The sequence below is a fragment of the Sinorhizobium meliloti genome, assembly GCF_017876815.1.
In the GTDB taxonomy this organism is placed as follows: Bacteria; Pseudomonadota; Alphaproteobacteria; order Rhizobiales; family Rhizobiaceae; genus Sinorhizobium; species Sinorhizobium meliloti.
Genome location: NZ_JAGIOS010000001.1, coordinates 3,606,920 through 3,628,661, shown reverse-complemented (window position 1 = coordinate 3,628,661; position 21,742 = coordinate 3,606,920). Strand labels below are relative to the sequence as shown.

Sequence of the window (21,742 nt, the reverse complement as noted above, 5' to 3'; positions counted from 1 at the left end):
GACCGGCTTCCCAGCCGGTCCTTTCCCCATGAAAAGCGAGTAGGCAGATGAAGACAGTCCTTTGCTACGGTGACAGTCTGACCTGGGGATACGATGCAACCGGTTCCGGCCGGCATGCGCTGGAGGACCGTTGGCCGAGCGTGCTGCAGAAGGCGCTCGGTTCGGACGCGCATGTCATCGCCGAAGGGCTGAACGGGCGGACGACCGCCTATGACGACCATCTCGCCGATTGCGACCGGAACGGCGCGCGTGTCCTCCCGACGGTCCTGCACACCCACGCGCCACTCGATCTCATCGTGTTCATGCTCGGCTCGAACGACATGAAACCGATCATTCACGGCACCGCTTTCGGCGCGGTGAAGGGCATCGAGCGCCTCGTCAATCTGGTGCGCAGGCACGACTGGCCGACGGAAACGGAGGAGGAGCCCGAGATTCTCATCGTCTCGCCGCCGCCGCTCTGCGAGACGGCCAACAGCGCTTTTGCCGCCATGTTCGCGGGCGGGGTCGAGCAATCCGCAATGCTGGCGCCGCTTTATCGCGATCTCGCCGACGAGCTCGACTGCGGCTTCTTCGACGGCGGATCGGTGGCCAGGACGACGCCGATCGACGGTGTCCACCTCGACGCGGAGAACACCCGGGCGGTCGGCAGAGGGTTGGAGCCTGTCGTGCGGATGATGCTCGGGCTTTGACGATGACGGCTGGCGCGACCCTCAGGCCTGCTAAGCGAAGCGAGGCAGCGGAACTTGCGATCCTGATCGACATCGCCTCACACGGCTTTGCCTCCTGGCTCTGGTACGGCGGCGTTCTGAGCAAATCCGCGGAAACCGCCTTCGAGCATGGCCGCAACGTGCTGCGTCGGGATACCGGGCCCGGTACGTGGCGCAATGCGGTGGTGGCCGAAATCGGAGACGAGATCGTCGGCGTGTCGGTTTCCTACGGCATCGATGCATCGATCCTCGAGATCGAGCCGAAACATCCCGTGCTTGCGCCCTTGCTTTTCCTGCAGAAGCAGGTGGTCGGTCACTGGTTCATCGATAGCCTCGGCGTTTACCGCCATTACCGCGGTAAAGGCATAGGCCGCGCTCTGCTCGAGAACGAGTTTTCCCGCGCCGGGCAGGCGCCGGTGAGCCTGATCACCGAAAGCCACAATGAAACGGCGCAGGCGCTTTACAGGCTGAACGGCTTCGAGGAGGTGGCGCGCGCCGGGGCCGTGCCGCTTTTCGAAGACAGCAGAAAACACCACTGGGTGCTTTTCACCCGCAACGCCGCTTGACCAAAGGTAGGAAAAACATGGCTGAGAATTACGACGTTATCGTTGTCGGTTCGGGTCCGGGCGGATACGTGACCGCCATTCGTTCGGCGCAGCTGGGCTTGAAGACGGCGATCGTCGAGCGGGAGCATCTGGGCGGGATCTGCCTCAACTGGGGCTGCATTCCGACCAAGGCGCTTTTGCGCTCCGCCGAAATTCTCGACCATGCCAACCATGCCAAGAACTACGGCCTGACCCTCGAAGGCAAGATCACCGCCAACGTCAAGGATGTCGTTGCCCGCTCGCGCGGTGTCTCCGCGCGGCTGAACGGCGGCGTCGCCTTCCTGATGAAGAAGAACAAGGTGGACGTGATCTGGGGCGAGGCGAAGCTCACCAAACCCGGCGAGATCGTCGTCGGCGCGCCGTCCAAGCCAGCCGTCCAGCCGCAGAACCCGGTTCCGAAGGGCGTCAAGGGAGAGGGGACCTATACGGCCAAGCACATCATCGTCGCAACCGGCGCGCGCCCGCGCGCGCTCCCCGGCATCGAGCCGGACGGCAAGCTGATCTGGACCTATTTCGAGGCGATGAAGCCGGAGGAATTCCCGAAGTCGCTGCTCGTCATGGGCTCCGGCGCGATCGGCATCGAATTCGCGAGCTTCTACCGCTCGATGGGCGTCGACGTGACCGTCGTCGAACTGCTGCCGCAGATCATGCCGGTCGAGGATGCGGAAATTTCCGCTTTCGCCCGTAAGCAGCTCGAAAAGCGCGGCCTGAAGATCATCACCGATGCCAAGGTGACGAAGGTCGAGAAGGGCGCGAACGACGTCACGGCGCATGTTGAGACGAAGGACGGCAAGGTCACGCCGATCAAGGCGGACCGTCTGATCTCCGCCGTCGGCGTTCAGGGCAACATCGAGAATCTCGGCCTCGAGGCCCTCGGCGTGAAGACCGACCGCGGCTGCATCGTCACCGATGGCTACGGCAAGACCAATGTCGCGGGCATCTATGCGATCGGCGACGTCGCCGGGCCGCCGATGCTGGCGCACAAGGCCGAGCATGAGGGCGTCATCTGCGTCGAGAAGATTGCCGGGGTTCCCGGCGTGCACGCGCTTGACAAGGGCAAGATCCCGGGCTGCACCTATTGCGACCCGCAGGTCGCCTCCGTGGGCCTCACGGAAGCGAAGGCCAAGGAACTCGGCCGCGACATCCGCGTCGGCCGATACAGCTTCGGCGCAAACGGCAAGGCGATCGCGCTCGGCGAAGACCAGGGCCTGATCAAGACCATCTTCGACAAGAAGACCGGCGAACTGATCGGCGCGCACATGGTAGGGGCCGAAGTGACCGAACTCATCCAGGGCTTCGTCGTCGCCATGAACCTGGAGACGACCGAAGAGGAACTGATGCACACGGTGTTCCCGCACCCGACCCTTTCGGAGATGATGAAGGAAAGCGTGCTCGATGCCTACGGCAGAGTATTGAACGCCTGATGACGCGCGGCCGTCCGGAACTTTCGGCTTTTTCACGCATTGATTGCATGGCATCTACAATGCGGGGAGGTTCTCATGAGCTTGAATGGCGTAGGTATCCTGGCGGCGATCATCATCGGCGGGCTTGCCGGCTGGCTGGCGGAAAAATTCATGAACAGCCAGATGGGGCTGTTCGCGAACATCATCCTCGGCATTATCGGCGCCGTGGTATTGAATTTCATTCTCGCGGCCCTGGGCATGGCCTACACCGGCTGGATCGCCTATCTCATCATCGGATTCATCGGCGCATGCCTGTTGATCGCGGCGGGCCGCGCCGTCCGAGGGTAGGGCCATTCACCATTCGTTTGCCGTCAGGCTGCCATGCAAATGGTGGCCTGACTTTTCATGTCCGGCTGTTTATATAAGGCGACAAGGTGCGGGCGGCCTTGCTGCCGCTTGCCCGTCACTATGAAGGAAGACACATGGTAACGGTTTTCGACGCCGTCTCGGATCGGGCGCAGCGTGTTCGCCACCCGGAAAAGGCCCACCGGCCCGACACCGAGGTCCTGCGCAAGCCGGACTGGATCCGTGTGAAGGCACCGACCTCGAAGGGATACCAGGAGACCCGCTCGATCGTGAAGAGCCACAAGCTCGTTACGGTCTGCGAGGAAGCCGGATGCCCTAACATCGGCGAGTGCTGGGACAAGAAGCACGCGACGTTCATGATCATGGGCGAGATCTGCACGCGTGCCTGTGCCTTCTGCAACGTCGCGACCGGCAAGCCCAATGCCCTCGATCTGGACGAGCCCGCAAATGTCGCCAAGGCGGTGAAGCAGATGGGCCTGAGCCATGTCGTCATCACCTCCGTCGACCGCGACGACCTCGACGACGGCGGCGCCGAGCATTTCGAGAAGGTCATCTTCGCGATCCGGGAAGCCTCGCCGGAAACCACGATCGAAATCCTGACGCCCGATTTCCTCCGCAAGCCCGGCGCGCTGGAGCGTGTCGTGGCCGCCAAGCCGGACGTTTTCAACCACAATCTCGAAACGGTTCCGTCCAACTACCTGACGGTCCGGCCGGGCGCGCGCTATTTCCATTCGATCCGGCTTCTGCAGCGCGTGAAGGAACTCGACCCCACAATGTTCACCAAGTCGGGCATCATGGTCGGCCTCGGCGAGGAGCGCAACGAAGTGCTGCAGCTGATGGACGACCTGCGTACCGCCGATGTCGATTTCCTGACGATCGGCCAATATCTGCAGCCGAGCCGCAAGCATCACAAGGTCGAGAAATTCGTCACTCCGGAAGAATTCAAGTCCTACGAGACGGTCGCCTACACCAAGGGCTTCCTGATGGTTTCCTCAAGCCCGCTGACCCGCTCGTCCCACCATGCCGGCGACGACTTCGCAAGGCTGAAGGCGGCGCGCGAAAGGAAGCTGGCTGCGGCGGAGTAGTCCGCCTGCTTCCGCCCCTCATCCGGCCTGCCGGCCACCTTCTCCCCGCAGGCGGGGCGAAGGGAACCCGTGGCAACACCCGGCACTCGTTTACCCGATGAGGATCGGGACGGCTCGGCGAGTCCCTTCTCCCCATCATAATGGGGAGAAGGTGCCGGCAGGCGGATGAGGGGCATTCGCGACATGCTGCCAAATTCAACAAGTGCGGCGCACCAATCACTTGAGCAGGACGCGCATGAGGCGCTCATTTATCGACCCTGAATGCCGGCAGCGAAAGCAATCGGACCGCTACCGACAAGGCAAAGCTTGCGTCACCCCTAACGTGGTCGGCGGCTGGCGATTGATTTTCGAGGGCTCGGTGCGTCAAGTTCGAGGGATCATCAATATTCCTATAATGCGACAGTGGGTTGCGCAATTTCATGAGACGGTGAAGATCTTTGACGTCGGCGTCGACGATGATCCCCCGGCTCAAGCATCGTTCGAGGGTAATAGGAAATTTGACCCTTGGCGGCAGTTGTTCCCCGTCAATTCCGAGTTCCAGGTATGATGCCAAAAGATGTTCTGCAAGCCCTTGGCATAACATCACGGTCGCGATGTAGTTTCCATGAACGAAGCTCGATCTGGCTTCTGTCCAAGCAAGATATGTCGTCTCGCCTCCGGTGAACATCGTGCCGTTTGCGCCGAGGGACGTCGAGAGGTCCGCCAATTGGCGGAACCGAGCAACCTTTGAAGGCAGCTCGTCATGCAGGTCGGCCAAGAGGATTCGGACAAAGCCAAGATCGGTGACCGGCGACAGAATTTCGAGTTGTTGCTCTTCGTCCATAATATCTCGTGCGAAAGGAAGCTCGCGCAGAATAGAGGAAACGCGGTGAGTTACGAAAGGCGAATTCCTTTGCCAGCATAGGGCGCCATGCGAACATATAGCATCAAGGTCGAATATCGTTCGCATGAGCAGTCTGCCGCAACAAGCCGGCACAAATGCGCCGCCTCCTTGATCTTCCGGCGCTGGGGCCTTAACTCAAATTCATGCCGCATTTCGAAACCAACCACGTCGTCAAGCACTCGGCCGAGCAGATGTTCGCTCTCGTTGCCGATGTCGAGCGTTATCCGGAGTTCCTGCCCCTTTGCGAAGCGCTGAGCGTACGCTCGCGCAAGGAGCGCGACGGCAAGGTGCTGCTGCTTGCCGACATGACGGTCGGCTACAAGGCGATCCGGGAAACATTCACGACCCAGGTGCTTCTCAAACGGGAAGAGCGGATCATCGACGTCAACTATATCGAGGGTCCGTTCAAGTACCTCGACAATGTCTGGCGTTTCGAGCCCGTGGACGAAAGCCAGTCGATCGTACACTTCTGCATAGACTATGAATTCAAGAGCCGCCTTCTGGGCGCGCTCATGGGCTCGATGTTCGATCGCGCCTTCCGCATGTTCTCCGAAGCATTCGAAAAGCGGGCGGATGTGATCTACGGAGCGTGAGCCAGCTCTGCGACCAGATCGAGCGCCGTGTGCACGGTGGCAAGCCGCACCGCAGGCCGGCCGATGTCGCCGTAGCGCATTTCCCGGTGAATCATCGCGCCGTCGCGAGCGGCAGCGGCGAGGTGAACGAGGCCGACGGGCTTCTCGGCGGAGCCGCCGCCCGGCCCGGCTATGCCCGTGACGGCTATGGCGATATCGGCGGCTGAGCGCAAAACCGCGCCGCGCGCCATCTCCATCGCCGTTTCACGCGAGACGGCGCCATGTGCGGCAAGCGTTGCGGGGTTCACGCCGAGCATCTCGACCTTCGCTTCGTTGGAATAGGTGACGAAGCCGCGGTCGACGACGGAGGACGAGCCTGCGATTCCCGTCAAGGCGCCGGCGATCAGGCCGCCGGTGCAGGACTCCGCGGTCGCCAGTTTAAGTCCGCGGGAGGTGAAATCCTGGATTATGGCCCGCGCTTTCTCTTCAGTATCGGTCGTCCACATCGGGCTTGCTCCGTGATGCATAGACGACGGTCGCGGTGGCGATCGCCGCAATTCCTTCGTTCCGCCCGACAAAGCCGAGTTTCTCGTTGGTCGTCGCCTTGATCGAACAGCGGTCGAGCGAAATACCGAGTATCGCCGCAAGGTTTTCGCGCATCTGCTGACGATGCGGCCCGACCTTGGGCGCCTCGGCAATCAGCGATATGTCGGCATTGGTAACAGTGCCGCCGCGCTCGCGGACGATCCGCGCAGCGTGCTCGAGAAAGATGCGCGAAGGCGCGCCCTTCCACTGCGGGTCGGATGGCGGGAAGTGGTCGCCGATGTCGCCGGCGCCGCAAGTGGCGAGCAGGGCGTCCGTCAAGGCGTGCAGGGCTACGTCCGCGTCGGAATGGCCGGAGAGTTTGCGGCCGTGGGGGATGAAGACACCACAGAGGGTGACGCCGTCGCCGTCCACGAGTTGATGCACGTCATATCCGTTGCCGGTGCGCACATCGGGAATGGCCATGCGGGTCAGTTTCTCGTCTGCCATCGACAGGTCCCTCCGGAGTGTCAACTTGAAATTGTCCACGGCTCCTTCCACCAGAAGGACGGGGATGCCGGCCCATTCGGCGATAGAGGCGTCGTCCGTAAAGTCGGACCTGCCGCTTGCCGCCGCTCGCCGGTGAGCGGAGAGGATCGGCTCGAGGCGGAAGCACTGCGGCGTCTGTGCGGCGTAGAGATCGGTTCGCGGAACGGTCTCGGCAACGAGGCCGGCCGCCTTCGTACGCTTCAGCGTGTCGGCGACCGCAATTGCCGGCAGGAGGGCCTGGGCGCCGTCACGAAGCGCCGCACCGCAGCGATCGAGCAGTGTGTGATCGAAAAAGGGGCGCACCGCGTCGTGGATCATCACGTATTCCACGCCGGTAGCGGCGACCGCTTCCAGCCCGGCGAGCACCGAAAGCTGGCGCGTCGCTCCGCCGTGGACCACCGTCAGCTCCAAGGCCCCGGCCATCCGCTTGCGGGCCGCCGCGAACAGCTCTTCGTCATCGGGGTGGATCACGACGACGACAGGTCCCGCTCCGGGCCATGTCGCGAAAATGTCAAGCGTATGGGCGATAACGGGCCGATCACCGATCGTGCGGTATTGCTTCGGTCCCTCGGCCGACTGGCCGGCGCGCTCGCCGCGGCCGGCCGCAACGATCACGACGCCGCAGGAGAACTGTTCTTCGCCTTGCATCTTCTGTATGTGGTCCCGCATTCGCCAATATTCGCCGTGATGTACCGCGAAGGTCCTGCCATGGCCAGCCATGCGAGGAATTTTGTCCCGCGCGTCGAAAAGGCTTGGCAAGCAGAAGAACAATGTCTAAAAATAGTGCAAGATTTTCATGTGCCTGAAAGATATGCATTTGCCCTCGACGGCTTTTTCACCCTCGCTTCTGATCGGGAATGTCGAAATCCGCAATCGCGTAGCGCTCGCGCCGATGTCCGGCGTGACGGATCTGCCCTTTCGCATGCTTGCCTGGCGTTTCGGCGCGGGGTTCGTCGTGACCGAGATGGTGGCGAGCCGCGAACTGGTCGGTAACGCCGCCGAATCCTGGGCGCGGCTGAAGAATTCCGGCATCGATCCGCACATCGTGCAACTCGCCGGGCGTGAAGCGCACTGGATGGCCGAGGCGGCGAGGATCGTCGAGGCCAATGGCGCCGATATCATCGACATCAACATGGGCTGTCCCGCGAAGAAGGTCACCGGCGGCTATTCCGGATCTGCGCTGATGCGCGATCCGGATCATGCGCTTTCGCTGATCGAAGCGACGGTCAAAGCAGCCACGGTCCCGGTAACGCTCAAGATGCGCCTCGGCTGGGATGAGAATTCGATCAATGCGCCGCTGATTGCCCGAAGGGCCGAGGAGGCAGGCGTGAAGGCGATCACCATTCACGGACGAACACGCATGCAATTCTACAACGGCAAAGCCGATTGGGATGCGATCGGGGCCGTCCGCGAGGTGGTCTCCATCCCGCTGATTGCCAATGGCGATGTGGATTCGGTTGCGGATGCGCATGAGATCCTGCGTCGGTCGGGCGCGGACGCCGTCATGGTCGGTCGATCGTGCCAGGGACGGCCGTGGCATGCTGGCGTTCTCGCCGGCGCTGCTGCTCACCCGGATGCGTCGGGCGTCGCCCGCATATTCGCGGAGCATTACGAGATGATGCTCGAATTCTACGGCGTGGAGGTCGGGCTGCGGACCGCCCGCAAACATGCGGGCTGGTATCTCGATCGTTTCGCGCCCGAGCTTCCCGCTTCGGAGAAAGCCGCGATTCTGACATCGACCGAGACGGGTTTCGTACGCGACAGCGTGGTAGCCGCCATTGTTCGCTCCGGCGGGGCGGCGGCGAGGGAGGAGATTGCGGCATGACCGAGAAGGCAACGGCACCGGTGGAAGGTGCCAACGATCTTTCCATGGCCGTGCTGAACGCGATCCAGAATCCGGTCATCCTGGTGGACGAGAACGGCTTCGTCGCCTTTGCGAACTGGGAGGCCGAATCCTTCTTCGGGGCCAGCGCCAACCATCTTGCGCGCCACGATATCAGCGCTTTCATTCCATTCGGCAGCCCGCTCCTGACGCTGATCGAGCAGGTTCGCGAGCGTCGGGCGGCGGTCAACGAGTACCGGGTGGACCTCAGCTCTCCGCGCCTTGGAGCCGACAAGCTCGTCGACCTCTATGTGGCCCCGGTACTGTCGCAACCCGGATCGGTGGTGATCGTCTTTCAGGAACGGTCGATGGCGGACAAGATCGACCGCCAGCTCACCCACCGTGCCGCAGCGCGGTCCGTTACCGGCCTTGCTTCGATGCTCGCCCACGAGATCAAGAATCCGCTTTCGGGCATTCGCGGCGCCGCGCAGCTCCTGGAAACCTCCGTCAATGACGAGGATCGCGCCCTGACGAGACTGATCTGCGACGAAACGGACCGCATCGTCTCGCTCGTAGACCGGATGGAGGTCTTCTCCGACGAGCGCCCGGTCGACCGCCTGCCGCTCAACATCCATGCGGTGCTCGACCACGTCAAGGCGATCGCCAAGGCCGGCTTTGCCCGGAGAATCAAGATATCGGAACATTACGATCCGTCGCTTCCCCCGGTTTTCGCGAACCGCGACCAGTTGGTTCAGGTCTTCCTGAATCTGATCAAGAACGCGGCCGAGGCGATCGGCGACAGGGCGGACGGCGAGATTTTGCTGACGACGGCCTATCGGCCGGGCATTCGCCTTTCGGTCGCCGGAACGCGCGAAAAGATCTCGCTGCCTCTGGAATTCTGCGTGCATGACAACGGTCCGGGCGTCCCTCCCGATCTGCTGCCGCATCTTTTCGACCCGTTCATCACCACCAAGACGAACGGGTCCGGTCTCGGCCTGGCGCTTGTGGCCAAGATCATCGGCGGCCACGGCGGCATCGTCGAATGCGACAGCCAGCATAGCCGCACGACCTTCCGCGTTCTCATGCCGGCATCCAAGGGGCTGGCGGCCGATGAAGAAACTCCGATGACAAAAGGAACCAATGGATGACGGGCGCAACGATCCTCGTCGCGGATGACGACGCAGCCATTCGCACCGTGCTGAACCAGGCGCTCAGCCGTGCCGGATACGATGTGCGCATCACCTCCAATGCCGCAACCCTCTGGCGCTGGATAGCAGCCGGCGACGGCGACCTGGTCGTGACCGATGTCGTGATGCCGGATGAAAACGCCTTCGATCTCCTGCCACGGATCAAGAAGGCACGGCCGGATCTGCCGGTTCTCGTGATGAGCGCTCAAAATACCTTCATGACGGCCATCAAGGCTTCGGAGAAGGGCGCTTACGATTATCTGCCGAAGCCGTTCGATCTGACGGAGCTGATCGGCATCATCGGCCGGGCGCTCGCCGAACCGAAGCGACGGCCCTCCAAACTCGAGGACGATTCGCAGGACGGGATGCCGCTGGTCGGCCGTTCCGCCGCCATGCAGGAAATCTACCGCGTGCTTGCGCGGCTGATGCAGACCGACCTCACGCTGATGATCACCGGCGAGTCCGGCACCGGCAAGGAACTCGTTGCCCGTGCACTGCACGACTATGGCAAGCGGAGAAATGGCCCCTTCGTCGCCATCAACATGGCGGCGATCCCGCGCGACCTCATCGAGTCGGAACTGTTCGGTCATGAGAAGGGGGCTTTTACCGGCGCCCAGACGCGCTCCACCGGGCGCTTCGAGCAGGCCGAAGGGGGGACGCTCTTCCTCGACGAAATCGGCGACATGCCGATGGATGCGCAGACGCGTCTCCTGCGCGTGCTGCAGCAGGGCGAGTATACGACCGTCGGCGGACGCACGCCGATCCGCTCGGATGTCCGCATCGTCGCTGCCACCAACAAGGACCTGAAACAATCGATCAATCAGGGCCTTTTCCGCGAAGACCTCTACTATCGCCTGAATGTCGTGCCCCTGCGTCTGCCGCCCCTGAGAGACCGCGCCGAAGACATCCCGGACCTTGTCCGCCATTTCGTCCAGCAGGCCGAAAAGGAAGGGCTCGACGTCAAGCGCTTCGATCAGGAGGCGCTCGAATTGATGAAGGCGCATCCCTGGCCGGGCAATGTGCGCGAGCTCGAGAACCTCGTTCGCCGTCTGACGGCACTTTATCCACAGGATGTCATTACCCGCGAAATCATCGAGAACGAACTGCGTTCGGAGATCCCGGACAGCCCGATCGAGAAGGCCGCGGCGCGCTCGGGCTCGCTGTCGATATCGCAGGCGGTCGAGGAAAACATGCGGCAGTATTTCGCGAGCTTTGGCGATGCCTTACCGCCCTCCGGCCTCTACGATCGCGTCCTTGCGGAAATGGAATATCCTCTGATCCTCGCGGCTCTGACGGCGACTCGCGGCAACCAGATCAAGGCGGCCGACCTCCTGGGTCTCAACCGCAATACGCTGCGCAAGAAGATCCGCGAACTCGGGGTCTCGGTGTACCGCAGCTCGCGTAGCGCTTGACTGAGATGCAACACCGTTGCATTTTCGCCACAATGCGTTGCTTGAACCTCGCATAAGCGTCGATTCGCCGGCGCGCGGTCGCAGCCGGTCGATCAGACGGGTGCGGGCGGGGAGCTTTGCGTATCCGAAAGGAGACGCGGCGCTTTAAGGTTCAATGTCTCGGTCCGGAACGCAGGCGTATGCCGGTGTCGTCGGTACGCCGGTTGGGGGTAGCACTTTTCATGGTGGATGGAATGGCCTTGCCATTGGGCACGGAGGACGGAGTCACTGCTGCCCAGGATCGGCGAGCCTCCTTTGCCTTGCCGGGGCTTATGCTCGCCACCGGTGCCCTGATCTGCGCCACCTTGTCGCTGCTCGTTCTCCTCGGTCTGACCCCGATCCGGCCCGAGAGAAACATCGTGATCGCCTGTGCCGGCATCAACGGCCTCTTCGTCGTGGGCCTGATCTATCTCATCGCTCGCGAGATCTTCAGACTGCTCAGGGCGCGCAGCAAGGGAAGAGCCGCAGCGCGCCTGCATGTGCGCATCGTCGCGCTCTTCTCGATCGTCGCGATCACGCCGGCGATCCTCGTCGCGATCTTCGCCAGCATCACCCTCGATGTCGGCCTCGACCGCTGGTTCTCGCTGCGTACGCAGGCGATCGTCCGTTCCTCCCTGAACGTCGCGCAGGCCTACGTCCTCGAGAATGCCAGCTACCTTCAGGGTCAGACGGTGTCGATGGCCAACGACCTGGAGCGCAATCGCCAGCTCTATAGCCTCGACCGTACCGGCTTCGTCGAGCTGATGACACGGCAGGCGAGGGGGCGCGGCATGCTCGGCGCATTCCTCGTGCGCGCTGACGGCAGCGCCATACTCCAGGCCAATATTTCGACCGATCGTCCGCTGCCGGCGATCCCGCAGGACGCACTGAAGAGCACCATTGCCGGTCAGCCGACGCTTATCCCCCCGGGCGTGACCAATCTGGTGGGAGCCGTCATTCCGCTCGAAAACATTCCGGGCACCTATCTTTACACCGTCCGAAACGTCGATCCGGAAGTCATGCGATCGATGCGGCTGATGGAAGAGAACACTGCGGAATACAAGACGCTCGAGGCCGGGCGGACCTCCCTGCAGATCGCCTTCGGCGTCCTTTACATCGGTTTTGCCCTGATCGTGCTGCTGGCGGCGATCTGGACGGCCATTGCGGTCGCCGACCGCATCGTCCGGCCGATCCGGCAGCTGATCGGCGCCGCCGACAGCGTCGCTTCCGGCAATCTCGACGTCGTCGTTCCCGTGCGCGCCGTCGACGGCGACGTCGGCAACCTGTCGCGCACGTTCAACAAGATGGTGAGCGAAATTCGGACCCAGCAGGATCAGATCCTGGTGGCGAAGGACGAGGTCGACCAACGCCGCCGCTTCATCGAGGCAGTGCTCTCCGGCGTAACGGCGGCAGTCATCGGCGTCGGCAGAGATCGCCGCATCACCATCTTCAATCCGTCTTCGGAAGGGATGCTCAAGAAGGCGGCGCCGGAGCTCATCGGAGCGAATCTCAGCGACGTGGCCCCGGAAATCGAAGCGGTTCTGGTCGAGGCCGAGAGCCGCTACCGCAACGATTACCGCAAGCAGATCAATATCATGCGCGGCGGCACCGAGCGCACGATGAATGTTCAGGTGACGCGAGAGGAGGGCGACGAATCGCATGGCTCCTATGTCATCACCGTCGACGACATCACGGATCTGGTAATCGCGCAGCGCTCCACCGCCTGGGCGGACGTCGCTCGCCGCATCGCACACGAGATCAAGAACCCGCTGACGCCGATCCAGCTCTCGGCCGAGAGGCTGAAACGCCGCTACGGCAAGCAGATCGATCAGGAGGACCGTGCGGTCTTCGACCAGTGCACCGAAACGATCGTGCGCCAGGTCGAGGACATCGGCCGGATGGTCGACGAATTCTCCGCCTTCGCGCGGATGCCGAAGCCCACGAAGGAGAAGTCCGACCTGCGGGCGATCCTGAAGGACGCCGTATTCCTGCGCGAGATGGGCAACAGCCACATCAACTTCGTCCGCGATTTCGGCGACGAACCGCTCGAGGGGCAGTTCGACGGCCGCATGCTGGGTCAGGCATTCGGCAATCTCGTCAAGAACGCGGTGGAGGCGATCGAAGCCGTGCCCGCGGGAACGTCACGAGGCGCGCCCACAGTCGTCATCCGATCCCGTCGCGATGATACCACCGGCCGCTTCGTGGTCGACGTCATCGACAACGGCAAGGGGCTTCCGACCGAGAACCGGCACCGAATTCTGGAGCCGTACATGACGATGCGGGATAAGGGCACCGGTCTCGGCCTCGCTATCGTCAAGAAGATCATAGAGGACCACGGCGGGCAACTGGAACTGCACGACGCACCGCCGGACTTCGACGGTGGCGCCGGGGCGATGATCCGGGTGGTTCTGCCGCCCGCCGGCGAGACCGGGGGCGAAGATAATTTGAAGGATAAGGGTAATACCAATGGCGGCTGATATTCTGGTTGTGGATGACGAGGAGGATATTCGCGAGATCGTCTCGGGAATCCTTTCGGACGAGGGCCATGAAACGCGGACCGCTTTCGACAGCGAGAGCGCTCTCGCGGCGATCAACGACCGTGTGCCGCGCCTGATCTTCCTGGACATTTGGATGCAGGGAAGCAAGCTCGACGGCCTGGCACTGCTCGACGAGATCAAGAACCGGCACCCCGATTTGCCGGTGGTGATGATCTCAGGTCACGGCAACATCGAAACCGCCGTTTCCGCGATCAAGCGCGGAGCCTATGATTTCATCGAGAAGCCGTTCAAGGCCGACCGGCTGATCCTGATCGCCGAGCGGGCGCTCGAGAATTCCAAGCTCAAGCGGGAAAACTCAGAGCTGAGACGGAAGTCGGGCGATCCGGTGGAACTGATCGGAACCTCCGTTGCCGTGTCGCAACTGCGCCAGATGATCGAGAAAGTGGCGCCCACCAACAGCCGTATCATGATCCAGGGACCGTCCGGCTCCGGCAAGGAACTCGTCGCGCGGATGATCCATCGCAAGTCCGCGCGTGCCAACGGTCCTTTCGTGGCTCTCAATGCGGCTGCGATCACGCCCGACAGAATGGAGATCGCGCTTTTCGGTACCGAAGGAACGACGGGGCAGCCGCGTCGAACGGGTGCACTCGAGGAGGCCCACGGGGGCATCCTCTACCTGGACGAGGTCGGCGAAATGCCGCGCGAAACGCAGAACAAGATCCTGCGCGTCCTCGTCGACCAGCAGTTCGAGCGGGTCGGCGGCTCCAAGCGCGTCAAGGTCGATGTCCGCATCATCTCCTCGACCGCCTACAATCTCGAGAACATGATCACCGAGGGCCTGTTCCGCGAGGACCTGTATCACCGGCTCGCCGTCATTCCGGTGCGCGTTCCCGCTCTTGCGGAGCGGCGCGAGGACATCCCTTTCCTGGTCGACATGTTCATGCGACAGGTAAGCGAACAGGCCGGCATCCGTCCCCGCAAGATCGGCGAGGATGCGCTGGCCGTACTGCAGGCGCATGATTGGCCCGGCAATATCCGCCAACTGCGCAACAACATCGAGCGCCTGATGATCCTCGCGCGCAGCGACGGTCCCGATACGCCGATCACCGCCGACATGCTGCCGAACGAGGTTGGGGACACCCTGCCGAAGATCTCGGCGCAGGGCGATCAGCACATCATGACCCTGCCGCTGCGGGAGGCTCGCGAGATGTTCGAACGCGATTATCTGATCGCCCAGATCAATCGCTTCGGCGGCAATATCTCGCGCACCGCCGAATTCGTCGGAATGGAGCGCTCCGCCCTTCATCGCAAGCTGAAGTCGTTGGGCGTGTGATCAGAAACCCATAACGAGCCATCGGCAGATCCGTCCCAGACGTAAGGAATAGCAATGAAGGTGATCATATGCGGGGCAGGGCAGGTCGGTTACGGCATCGCCGAGCGGCTGTCGCGCGAGAATAACGACGTTTCGGTGATCGACACGTCGGCCGCGCTGATTGCCTACATAACCGAGACGCTGGACGTGCGCGGTTACGTCGGCCACGGGGCGCATCCGGATGTACTGGCGAAGGCGGGCGCCGACCAGGCCGACATGCTCATCGCGGTAACGCTGTACGATGAGGTCAACATCGTCGCCTGCGAAGTAGCCCATGCGATTTTCAACGTACCGACCAAGGTCGCCCGCATCCGCGCGCAGAGCTATCTTGCGCCCGAATATTCCGACCTCTTTTCGCGCGAGAACGTCCCGATCGACGTGACGATCTCTCCGGAAATCGAGGTAGGGCGGCTCGTGCTTCGCCGCATATCCTTTCCCGGCGCCACCGACGTGGTGCGCTTCGCGGACGATCGGATCGCGATGGTTGCAATCGAATGTATGGAAGACTGCCCCGTCGTCGACACGCCGCTGCAGCAATTGAGCGAGCTCTTTCCCGATCTGCACGCGACCGTGACCGGTATCTTCCGGGACGGTAAGCTGATCGTTCCGCATTCCTCCGACCAGTTGAAGACCGGCGATCTCGCCTATGTGGTCTGCGACCGGGACCATGCCCGCCGCACGCTGGCGCTCTTCGGCCATGAAGAACAGGAGGCGCGGCGGATCATCATCCTCGGCGCCGGCAATATCGGCTATTTCGTCGCGCGAACGATCGAGGAACAGCAGCCGCGCATGCGGGTGAAACTCGTCGAAAACGACCGGGATCGCGCCGTGCTCGTCGCCGACAAGCTCAACAGCACGGTGGTCCTCCACGGCTCGGCCATGGATCAGCGGATCCTGGCGCAAGCGGATGTCCAGGAGGCGGATCTCGTCGTCGCGCTGACGAATAACGACCAGATCAACATCCTCGGGAGCATGCTTGCCAGGAGGCTTGGAGCGAAGTCGACCCTCGTGCTGATCAACGAACCGGCCTATCAGGACTTCGCCGGCGCCGCCGGTGTCGACGCCTATATCAATCCGCGCGCCGTCACCATCTCGCGTGTGCTGCAGCACGTGCGAAAGGGCCGCATCCGGTCGGTCTACGCGGTGCAGAACGGCATGGCGGAGGTGATCGAGGCAGAGGCGCTCGAAACCTCTCCGCTGGTCGGCAAGGCGCTGCGCGAGCTCGAATTGCCGGAGGGTATCCGCATCGGCGCGCTCTATCGCGACAAGGCCTATGTGCGCCCAGACGGCAACACGCGGATCAAGGCGAAGGACCGCGTGGTCCTCCTCGCGGCCGCCGAGACCGTCCGCGATGTCGAACAGCTCTTCCGCGTCAGCATTCAATATTTCTGAGGGCCTCAGCCATGCCGAGAATCGCCTATGTCAACGGCACTTACGTCCGGCACGCCGAAGCCGCCATTCACGTCGAGGACCGGGGTTACCAGTTTGCCGACGGCGTCTACGAGGTCTGCGAGGTGCGGCACGGCTTCATCATCGACCTGACCCGACACCTCGATCGCCTAGGGCGATCCCTGGGCGAGCTCAGGATAGGCTGGCCGATGAGTCGTGCGGCGCTGATCCATGTCATCCGGGAGGTGCTGCGCCGAAACAGGGTCCGCAACGGGCTCTTCTATCTGCAGGTGACCCGCGGCGTCGCGCGGCGGGATCATGTTTTCCCTGATGCGGACACGCCGCCTTCGATCGTCGTCACCGCCAAACGCACGGATCCCGGGGCGATCGCCCGGAAGAATGCCGAGGGCATATCGGCGATAACGGTGCCGGAGAACCGGTGGGATCGCGTCGATATCAAGAGCGTCGGCCTTCTCCCGAATGTGCTTGCCCGTCAGCAGGCGAAGGAAGCGGGCGCGCAGGAGGCGATCTTCGTCGACGTGGACGGCATGGTCAAAGAGGGGGCGGCGACGAATGTATGGATCGTGGACCGCGAAGGGACGTTACGCACCCGCCCGGCGGAAAGTGGCATTCTGCGCGGCGTGACCCGCACCACCCTGATGGACGTGGCCAAGCCGCTGGGCCTTGCGATCGAGGAAACGGCCTTCTCCGTGGAAGAAATGCTCGCAGCGCGGGAGGTCTTCATCACCGCTGCTACCAGCATCTGCTTTCCCGTCGTTTCCGTCGACGGAAAGACGATCGGCAACGGTCATCCAGGAAGCATAGCACAGAATATTCGCGAGGCCTTTTTCGACATTGCGGAAAAGACGGTGATTTGATACCAAACCCTGCGGAGGTGCCGGGATCGTACGTGACACCTTAAAAATTAACAAAATGCACCGGCGCCAGAACGCCGGCAAATAAGAAAGAAGCGGCGCGATGGCGGAACGTTCTCAAAACTTGCAGGATCTCTTTCTCAACACGGTCCGCAAGCAAAAGATTTCTTTGACCATATTCCTCATCAACGGCGTCAAGCTGACGGGTGTCGTAACATCGTTTGACAATTTCTGTGTGCTGTTGCGCCGCGACGGTCATTCTCAGCTCGTCTACAAGCACGCCATCTCGACGATCATGCCGGGCCAGCCGTTGCAGATGTTCGAGAATGAGGAAGCTGCCTCCTGACGGGATGTGAGGAACATTACCAAGCGTGATTCAAAATCGTCGTCGATCATTCCGGAGCTCGAGAGGCTCCGCGATGATTCGCGTGCCGTCGTCGTCGTTCCGATCCTGAAAAAGACCGGGAAGGCTTCTGCCGACATCGTTGCGCAGCCCGCTACGCGTTCGGACGAAAGCCGGCTGGAGGAGGCGACGGGCCTGGCGCTCGCCATCGACCTGGACGTCGTTCACGGCATGATCGTTTCCGTCGCCCAGCCAAAACCGGGCACGCTGCTCGGCACCGGCAAGATCGAGGAGATCGGTCACGTCCTGAGCGAGAAGGATGCGGGGCTCGTGATCGTCGATCACCCGCTGACGCCTGTCCAGCAGCGCAATCTCGAGAAGGAATGGAACGCCAAGGTCATCGACCGCACCGGCCTCATTCTGGAAATCTTCGGCCGGCGTGCCTCCACCAGGGAGGGCACGCTGCAGGTCGATCTCGCACATCTCAATTATCAGAAGGGCCGCCTGGTTCGCAGCTGGACGCACCTCGAACGGCAGCGTGGCGGCGCGGGTTTCATGGGCGGGCCCGGCGAAACGCAGATCGAGGCCGACCGCCGGCTGCTGCAGGACAGGATCGTCAAGCTGGAGCGCGAGTTGGAGCAGGTGCGGCGCACGCGCCAGCTTCACCGGTCGAAGCGCAAGAAGGTGCCGCATCCGATCGTCGCGCTCGTAGGCTATACGAACGCGGGCAAATCGACGCTCTTCAACCGGATGACCGGGGCCGGCGTGCTCGCCGAAGACATGCTCTTCGCGACGCTGGATCCGACGCTGAGGCGGCTGAAACTGCCGCATGGGCGTATGGTCATCCTCTCCGACACCGTCGGCTTCATTTCCGATCTGCCGACGCATCTGGTCGCCGCCTTCCGGGCGACGCTGGAAGAGGTACTCGAGGCCGACCTGGTTCTGCATGTGCGCGACCTGTCCGATCCGGACAATCAGGCCCAGGCAAGCGACGTGCTGCGCATCCTGGCCGATCTCGGCATCGACGAGAAGGAGGGTGCCGAGCGCATTGTCGAGGTCTGGAACAAGATCGACAAGGTCGAGCCGGAAGTGCGCGAAGCGCTGGTGAAGAAGGCCGCGAGCGCCGACAACACGGTCGCCGTTTCGGCCATGACCGGCGAAGGTGTCGACGATCTTCTCACTGAAATAGGCCGGCGTCTTTCGGGCGTCATGACCGAGTGCACCGTCGTTCTGGGTCTCGATCAGCTGCAGTTGCTGCCTTGGGTCTACCAGCATGCGATCGTCGATGGCCGCGAAGACCTCGAGGATGGACGCGTGAGCCTTGACCTGCGTCTGACGGAGGGAGAGGCCACGGAGCTCGAGAGGCGGCTGGGCAACGGCCCGAAGGCCGTCGAAGAGGATTGGTAGCAGCCAGGAGTGTTGCGCCATTTCCTGACTTTCCGCACAGGTTATAAGAGTGGACCGCACCCTCTCCACCCTCATCCCTGTGCTCGTCACAGGGATGAGAGCAGCGCTGCGTCTGCGGCGCGGGAGAGTCTTTCCAGCCCACTGACTTGGTCTGGCTGGATTCCTGTGACGAGCACAGGAATGAGGGAGGCGGGGATGCACGGGCGCTCCCGCAACCTCGTTTGGGGACTGCGCGCCATCTCCTTCCGCACGGCCCATGAGAAGTATTCCGAGGGACCGGGACCCTCTCTCCCCTCATCCCTGTGCTCGTTGTTTAGCCCGGGGACATGGCGGACACCTGTTCGGATACATCACTGACGGATTGCTTGTTGGTCAAGTTGATTGTTGCGATGTGATGGGCACCGAAGAAAGCGCCATAGTGGCCGTCGCGGTCGAGCGGGCGGATGGCGAGGCGTTCTCCGCAGAAAGCTTTGGGAACTTTCCATAGCCGGCCTTTGAAGCTGACATAGGCTTTGGTGGCGGAAACCTTGCGCACGATCTCGCCCTCGTCATAGACGGGCTCGGGCAGGCGATCCGGCATGGCGCGCGGACTGGGGTGGTAGCGGCTGGCCGGCACGTCATGATCGAGTGCCCCATGCGGGCGCTCGAAATTGTAAAGCTCGCGCCAGGCATCGAAGGCGCGCTGAACGGCAGCAAGATCCCTGAAACGGTCAAAGGCGAACACCTCGGCCTTGAGTGTGCGATGGAAGCGTTCATTCTTGCCACGGCTCTGCGGATGGTAGGGGCGACTGTGCAGTAGGGCGACGCCGAGCTTCAGAAGCCATACGCCGAGGCCGGTCCAGCCCTCGCCTGACGGATCGCCCCATGGCGCGCCATTATCCACGAACATGGCGTCCGGCAGCCCGTAGCGCCGGAATGTCCGCTCCAGATGGCCGCGTACGGTCGCGCCTCGCTGATCGGCGCAGGCCATGAGACAAGGCACGAAGCGGGAATGGTCATCGATCACCGTCAACGGGTGGCAGAGCGTGGCGTCGGCCAATTGCACCCAGCCCTTGAAATCCATTTGCCAGAGCTGGTTCGGCGCCTCCTTCTCGAAGCGCTGCAACGCCGGCGCGCCGCCCGGCGGTGCTACGATCCGATCATGGCGCTTGAGGATGGCATGAACGGTCGAAACCGCCGGCGGGTGGGTTCCCTGCCGTTCCAGATAGCCCACAATTTTGCGCGCCCCCCATGCCGGATGCGCATCGCGCACCCCAAGCACCTCGGTCTCTACCGCTTCGTTGCAACGCATCGGACTTATATGCGGGCGCCGTGAGCGATCCGCCAACTCGCGGTCGCCGGCTTCCCACCGCGCCAGCCATTTATAACCGATATCCGGGCTGATCCCGAACCGCCGGCACAATTCCCGCCGGTTCACACCCTCCTCAAGCGCAAGTCGCACAAACTCCCGCCGCTCTCCCATCGTCGATACCTCTCGCCACGGCATGGAATACCCCCTTCGAAGCCAAATCCATGCCAGTATGACGTGTCAGCCATCTCCCCGAACACCCGTCAGTTATGTCCCCGGGCTAAACACTCGTCACAGGGATGAGAGCAGCGCTGCGTCTGCGGCGCGGCTGAGTCTTTCCAGCCCAAGGACTTGGTCTGGCTGGATTCCTGTGACGAGCACAGGAATGAGGGGGGCGGGGATGCACGGGCGCTGCCGCAACCTCGTTTGGGGACTGCGCGCCATCTCCTTCCGCACGGCCTATGAGAAGTATTCCGAGGGACCGGACCCTCTCTCCCCTCATCCCTGTGCTCGTCACAGGGATGAGAGCAGCGCCGCGTCTGCGGCGCGGGTGAGTCTTTTCAGCCCAAGGACTTGGTCTGGCTGGATTCCTGTGACGAGCACAGGAATGAGGGAGGCGGGGAAGCACGGGCGCTCCCGCAACCTCGTTTGGGGACTGCGCGCCATCTCCTCGATATCCGCGCACCTATGAGAACTATTCCGAGGGACCGGGACCCTCTCTCCCCTCATCCCTGTGACGAGCACGGGAATGAGGAGGCGGGGATGCACGGGCGTTACGGTAACCTTCGCCCGAAGGACATGCGCGCCATCTCATTAATATCCCACGGCCTACGAGAAGTATTCCGAAGGACCGCACCCGCTCCACCCTCATCCCTGTGCTCGTCACAGGGATGAGAGCAGCGCCGCGTCTGCGGCGCGGAAGAGTCTTTCCAGCCCAAGGACTTGGTCTGGCTGGATTCCTGTGACAGGTACAGGAATGAGGGAGGCGGGGATGCACGGGCGCTGCCGCAACCTCGTTTGGGGACTGCGCGCCATCTCCTCGATATCCGCGCACCTATGAGAACTATTCCGAGGGATCGGGACCCTCTCTCCCCTCATCCCTGTGCTCGTCACAGGGATCCAGCAGCGCCGCGTCTGCGGCGCGGAAGAGTCTTTCCAGCCCAATGACTTGGCCTGGCTGGATTCCTGTGACAGGCACAGGAATGAGGGAGGCGGGGATGCACGGGCGCTACGGCAATCTTCGCTCGAAGGACGTGCGCGCCATCTCCTTAATTTCCCACGGCCTATGAGAAGTATTCCGAGGGACCTCACCCGTTCCACCCTCATCCCTGTGCTCGTCACAGGGATCCAGCAGCGCCGCGTCTGCGGCGCGGGTGAGTCTTTTCAGCCCAAGGATTCCGCCCGGCTGGATTCCTTGACGGGCAGGGATGAGGAATAGC

Annotated in this window: 19 protein-coding genes; 15 read left to right on the top strand and 4 right to left on the bottom strand. The window is 62.5% G+C overall.

What is annotated here, in order from left to right; genetic code table 11:
* The first annotated feature begins 47 nt into the window (after positions 1 to 47).
* The 5 genes from JOH52_RS17595 (at position 48) to lipA (ending at position 4,166) form a co-directional block, all read left to right on the top strand.
* Positions 48 to 689: an SGNH/GDSL hydrolase family protein gene (locus JOH52_RS17595; protein WP_014529674.1), complete on the top strand. Its 642-nt coding sequence runs from the start codon at positions 48 to 50 to the stop codon at positions 687 to 689.
* A 2-nt stretch (positions 690 to 691) separates the two neighbouring features.
* Complete coding sequence (locus JOH52_RS17590; RefSeq protein WP_014529673.1) at positions 692 to 1,273, top strand: GNAT family N-acetyltransferase; 582 nt, start codon at positions 692 to 694, stop codon at positions 1,271 to 1,273.
* A 17-nt stretch (positions 1,274 to 1,290) separates the two neighbouring features.
* Entirely contained in the window at positions 1,291 to 2,736 is a 1,446-nt protein-coding gene (gene lpdA / locus JOH52_RS17585) for a dihydrolipoyl dehydrogenase (protein ID WP_010969230.1), read from the top strand.
* A 75-nt stretch (positions 2,737 to 2,811) separates the two neighbouring features.
* Positions 2,812 to 3,063, top strand: a complete 252-nt coding sequence (locus tag JOH52_RS17580) for a GlsB/YeaQ/YmgE family stress response membrane protein (RefSeq protein ID WP_003535458.1) — start codon at positions 2,812 to 2,814, stop codon at positions 3,061 to 3,063.
* Between the two features lie 134 nt (positions 3,064 to 3,197).
* Complete coding sequence (gene lipA / locus JOH52_RS17575) at positions 3,198 to 4,166, top strand: lipoyl synthase (RefSeq protein WP_003535457.1); 969 nt, start codon at positions 3,198 to 3,200, stop codon at positions 4,164 to 4,166.
* Between the two features lie 244 nt (positions 4,167 to 4,410).
* Here lipA and JOH52_RS17570 read toward each other — a convergent pair whose 3' ends face one another.
* The gene (locus tag JOH52_RS17570) at positions 4,411 to 4,989 is read right to left on the bottom strand and encodes a hypothetical protein (RefSeq protein WP_164854503.1); all 579 of its coding nucleotides are present in this window, start codon (positions 4,987 to 4,989) and stop codon (positions 4,411 to 4,413) included.
* 203 nt (positions 4,990 to 5,192) lie between these two features.
* Between JOH52_RS17570 and JOH52_RS17565 the strand changes: the two genes are divergently transcribed.
* Positions 5,193 to 5,642 (top strand): type II toxin-antitoxin system RatA family toxin, encoded by a 450-nt coding sequence (locus tag JOH52_RS17565; RefSeq protein WP_003535455.1) that lies wholly within the window; start codon positions 5,193 to 5,195, stop codon positions 5,640 to 5,642.
* On the opposite strand, the gene JOH52_RS17560 is transcribed toward JOH52_RS17565, so the two are convergent.
* Together JOH52_RS17560 and JOH52_RS17555 are read right to left on the bottom strand one after the other, a co-directional pair.
* Entirely contained in the window at positions 5,630 to 6,127 is a 498-nt protein-coding gene (locus JOH52_RS17560; protein WP_010969234.1) for a CinA family protein, read from the bottom strand. The two genes, JOH52_RS17565 and JOH52_RS17560, sit on opposite strands and share 13 nt — an antisense overlap.
* On the bottom strand, positions 6,108 to 7,340 hold the full coding sequence (locus tag JOH52_RS17555) for a bifunctional 2-C-methyl-D-erythritol 4-phosphate cytidylyltransferase/2-C-methyl-D-erythritol 2,4-cyclodiphosphate synthase (RefSeq protein ID WP_014529672.1): 1,233 nt from the start codon (positions 7,338 to 7,340) through the stop codon (positions 6,108 to 6,110). Before JOH52_RS17555 ends, JOH52_RS17560 begins: the two co-directional genes overlap by 20 nt.
* Before the next feature lie 148 nt (positions 7,341 to 7,488).
* Here JOH52_RS17555 and dusB point away from each other — a divergent pair, with 148 nt between their 5' ends.
* From dusB to hflX, 9 genes are all read left to right on the top strand, one after another.
* Entirely contained in the window at positions 7,489 to 8,517 is a 1,029-nt protein-coding gene (dusB, locus tag JOH52_RS17550; protein WP_017265679.1) for a tRNA dihydrouridine synthase DusB, read from the top strand.
* Positions 8,514 to 9,662 (top strand): two-component system sensor histidine kinase NtrB, encoded by a 1,149-nt coding sequence (locus JOH52_RS17545; RefSeq protein ID WP_003535444.1) that lies wholly within the window; start codon positions 8,514 to 8,516, stop codon positions 9,660 to 9,662. The genes dusB and JOH52_RS17545 overlap by 4 nt, the downstream gene beginning before the upstream one ends.
* Entirely contained in the window at positions 9,659 to 11,113 is a 1,455-nt protein-coding gene (gene ntrC, locus JOH52_RS17540) for a nitrogen regulation protein NR(I) (RefSeq protein WP_003535443.1), read from the top strand. Before JOH52_RS17545 ends, ntrC begins: the two co-directional genes overlap by 4 nt.
* Before the next feature lie 179 nt (positions 11,114 to 11,292).
* Positions 11,293 to 13,608, top strand: coding sequence for a two-component system sensor histidine kinase NtrY (gene ntrY, locus JOH52_RS17535; RefSeq protein ID WP_013844315.1), 2,316 nt, complete (start codon positions 11,293 to 11,295; stop codon positions 13,606 to 13,608).
* Positions 13,598 to 14,962 (top strand): two-component system response regulator NtrX, encoded by a 1,365-nt coding sequence (gene ntrX / locus JOH52_RS17530; RefSeq protein WP_003535439.1) that lies wholly within the window; start codon positions 13,598 to 13,600, stop codon positions 14,960 to 14,962. The genes ntrY and ntrX overlap by 11 nt, the downstream gene beginning before the upstream one ends.
* Before the next feature lie 54 nt (positions 14,963 to 15,016).
* Positions 15,017 to 16,393, top strand: coding sequence for a Trk system potassium transporter TrkA (trkA, locus tag JOH52_RS17525; protein ID WP_003535437.1), 1,377 nt, complete (start codon positions 15,017 to 15,019; stop codon positions 16,391 to 16,393).
* 11 nt (positions 16,394 to 16,404) lie between these two features.
* Complete coding sequence (locus tag JOH52_RS17520; RefSeq protein WP_003535436.1) at positions 16,405 to 17,268, top strand: D-amino-acid transaminase; 864 nt, start codon at positions 16,405 to 16,407, stop codon at positions 17,266 to 17,268.
* Positions 17,269 to 17,368: 100 nt separating this feature from the next.
* The gene (gene hfq, locus JOH52_RS17515; protein ID WP_003535434.1) at positions 17,369 to 17,611 is read left to right on the top strand and encodes an RNA chaperone Hfq; all 243 of its coding nucleotides are present in this window, start codon (positions 17,369 to 17,371) and stop codon (positions 17,609 to 17,611) included.
* A gap of 6 nt (positions 17,612 to 17,617) precedes the next feature.
* A complete protein-coding gene (gene hflX, locus JOH52_RS17510) occupies positions 17,618 to 19,015 on the top strand; it encodes a GTPase HflX (RefSeq protein WP_003535430.1) in 1,398 nt (465 codons plus the stop codon).
* Positions 19,016 to 19,328: 313 nt separating this feature from the next.
* Here the strand turns inward: hflX and JOH52_RS17505 are convergent, their stop codons facing one another.
* On the bottom strand, positions 19,329 to 20,501 hold the full coding sequence (locus JOH52_RS17505) for an IS481-like element ISRm20 family transposase (protein ID WP_010968459.1): 1,173 nt from the start codon (positions 20,499 to 20,501) through the stop codon (positions 19,329 to 19,331).
* Positions 20,502 to 21,742 lie beyond the last annotated feature (1,241 nt).

Excerpts from the sequence above, each read along its gene's own strand:
- JOH52_RS17595 (WP_014529674.1), top strand. The coding sequence starts at position 48 with ATGAAGACAGTCCTTTGCTACGGTGACAGTCTGACCTGGGGATACGAT.
- JOH52_RS17590 (WP_014529673.1), top strand. The coding sequence starts at position 692 with ATGACGGCTGGCGCGACCCTCAGGCCTGCTAAGCGAAGCGAGGCAGCG.
- lpdA (WP_010969230.1), top strand. The coding sequence starts at position 1,291 with ATGGCTGAGAATTACGACGTTATCGTTGTCGGTTCGGGTCCGGGCGGA.
- JOH52_RS17580 (WP_003535458.1), top strand. The coding sequence starts at position 2,812 with ATGAGCTTGAATGGCGTAGGTATCCTGGCGGCGATCATCATCGGCGGG.
- lipA (WP_003535457.1), top strand. The coding sequence starts at position 3,198 with ATGGTAACGGTTTTCGACGCCGTCTCGGATCGGGCGCAGCGTGTTCGC.
- JOH52_RS17570 (WP_164854503.1), bottom strand. The coding sequence starts at position 4,989 with ATGGACGAAGAGCAACAACTCGAAATTCTGTCGCCGGTCACCGATCTT.
- JOH52_RS17565 (WP_003535455.1), top strand. The coding sequence starts at position 5,193 with ATGCCGCATTTCGAAACCAACCACGTCGTCAAGCACTCGGCCGAGCAG.
- JOH52_RS17560 (WP_010969234.1), bottom strand. The coding sequence starts at position 6,127 with ATGTGGACGACCGATACTGAAGAGAAAGCGCGGGCCATAATCCAGGAT.
- JOH52_RS17555 (WP_014529672.1), bottom strand. The coding sequence starts at position 7,340 with ATGCAAGGCGAAGAACAGTTCTCCTGCGGCGTCGTGATCGTTGCGGCC.
- dusB (WP_017265679.1), top strand. The coding sequence starts at position 7,489 with ATGTGCCTGAAAGATATGCATTTGCCCTCGACGGCTTTTTCACCCTCG.
- JOH52_RS17545 (WP_003535444.1), top strand. The coding sequence starts at position 8,514 with ATGACCGAGAAGGCAACGGCACCGGTGGAAGGTGCCAACGATCTTTCC.
- ntrC (WP_003535443.1), top strand. The coding sequence starts at position 9,659 with ATGACGGGCGCAACGATCCTCGTCGCGGATGACGACGCAGCCATTCGC.
- ntrY (WP_013844315.1), top strand. The coding sequence starts at position 11,293 with ATGCCGGTGTCGTCGGTACGCCGGTTGGGGGTAGCACTTTTCATGGTG.
- ntrX (WP_003535439.1), top strand. The coding sequence starts at position 13,598 with ATGGCGGCTGATATTCTGGTTGTGGATGACGAGGAGGATATTCGCGAG.
- trkA (WP_003535437.1), top strand. The coding sequence starts at position 15,017 with ATGAAGGTGATCATATGCGGGGCAGGGCAGGTCGGTTACGGCATCGCC.
- JOH52_RS17520 (WP_003535436.1), top strand. The coding sequence starts at position 16,405 with ATGCCGAGAATCGCCTATGTCAACGGCACTTACGTCCGGCACGCCGAA.
- hfq (WP_003535434.1), top strand. The coding sequence starts at position 17,369 with ATGGCGGAACGTTCTCAAAACTTGCAGGATCTCTTTCTCAACACGGTC.
- JOH52_RS17505 (WP_010968459.1), bottom strand. The coding sequence starts at position 20,501 with ATGCCGTGGCGAGAGGTATCGACGATGGGAGAGCGGCGGGAGTTTGTG.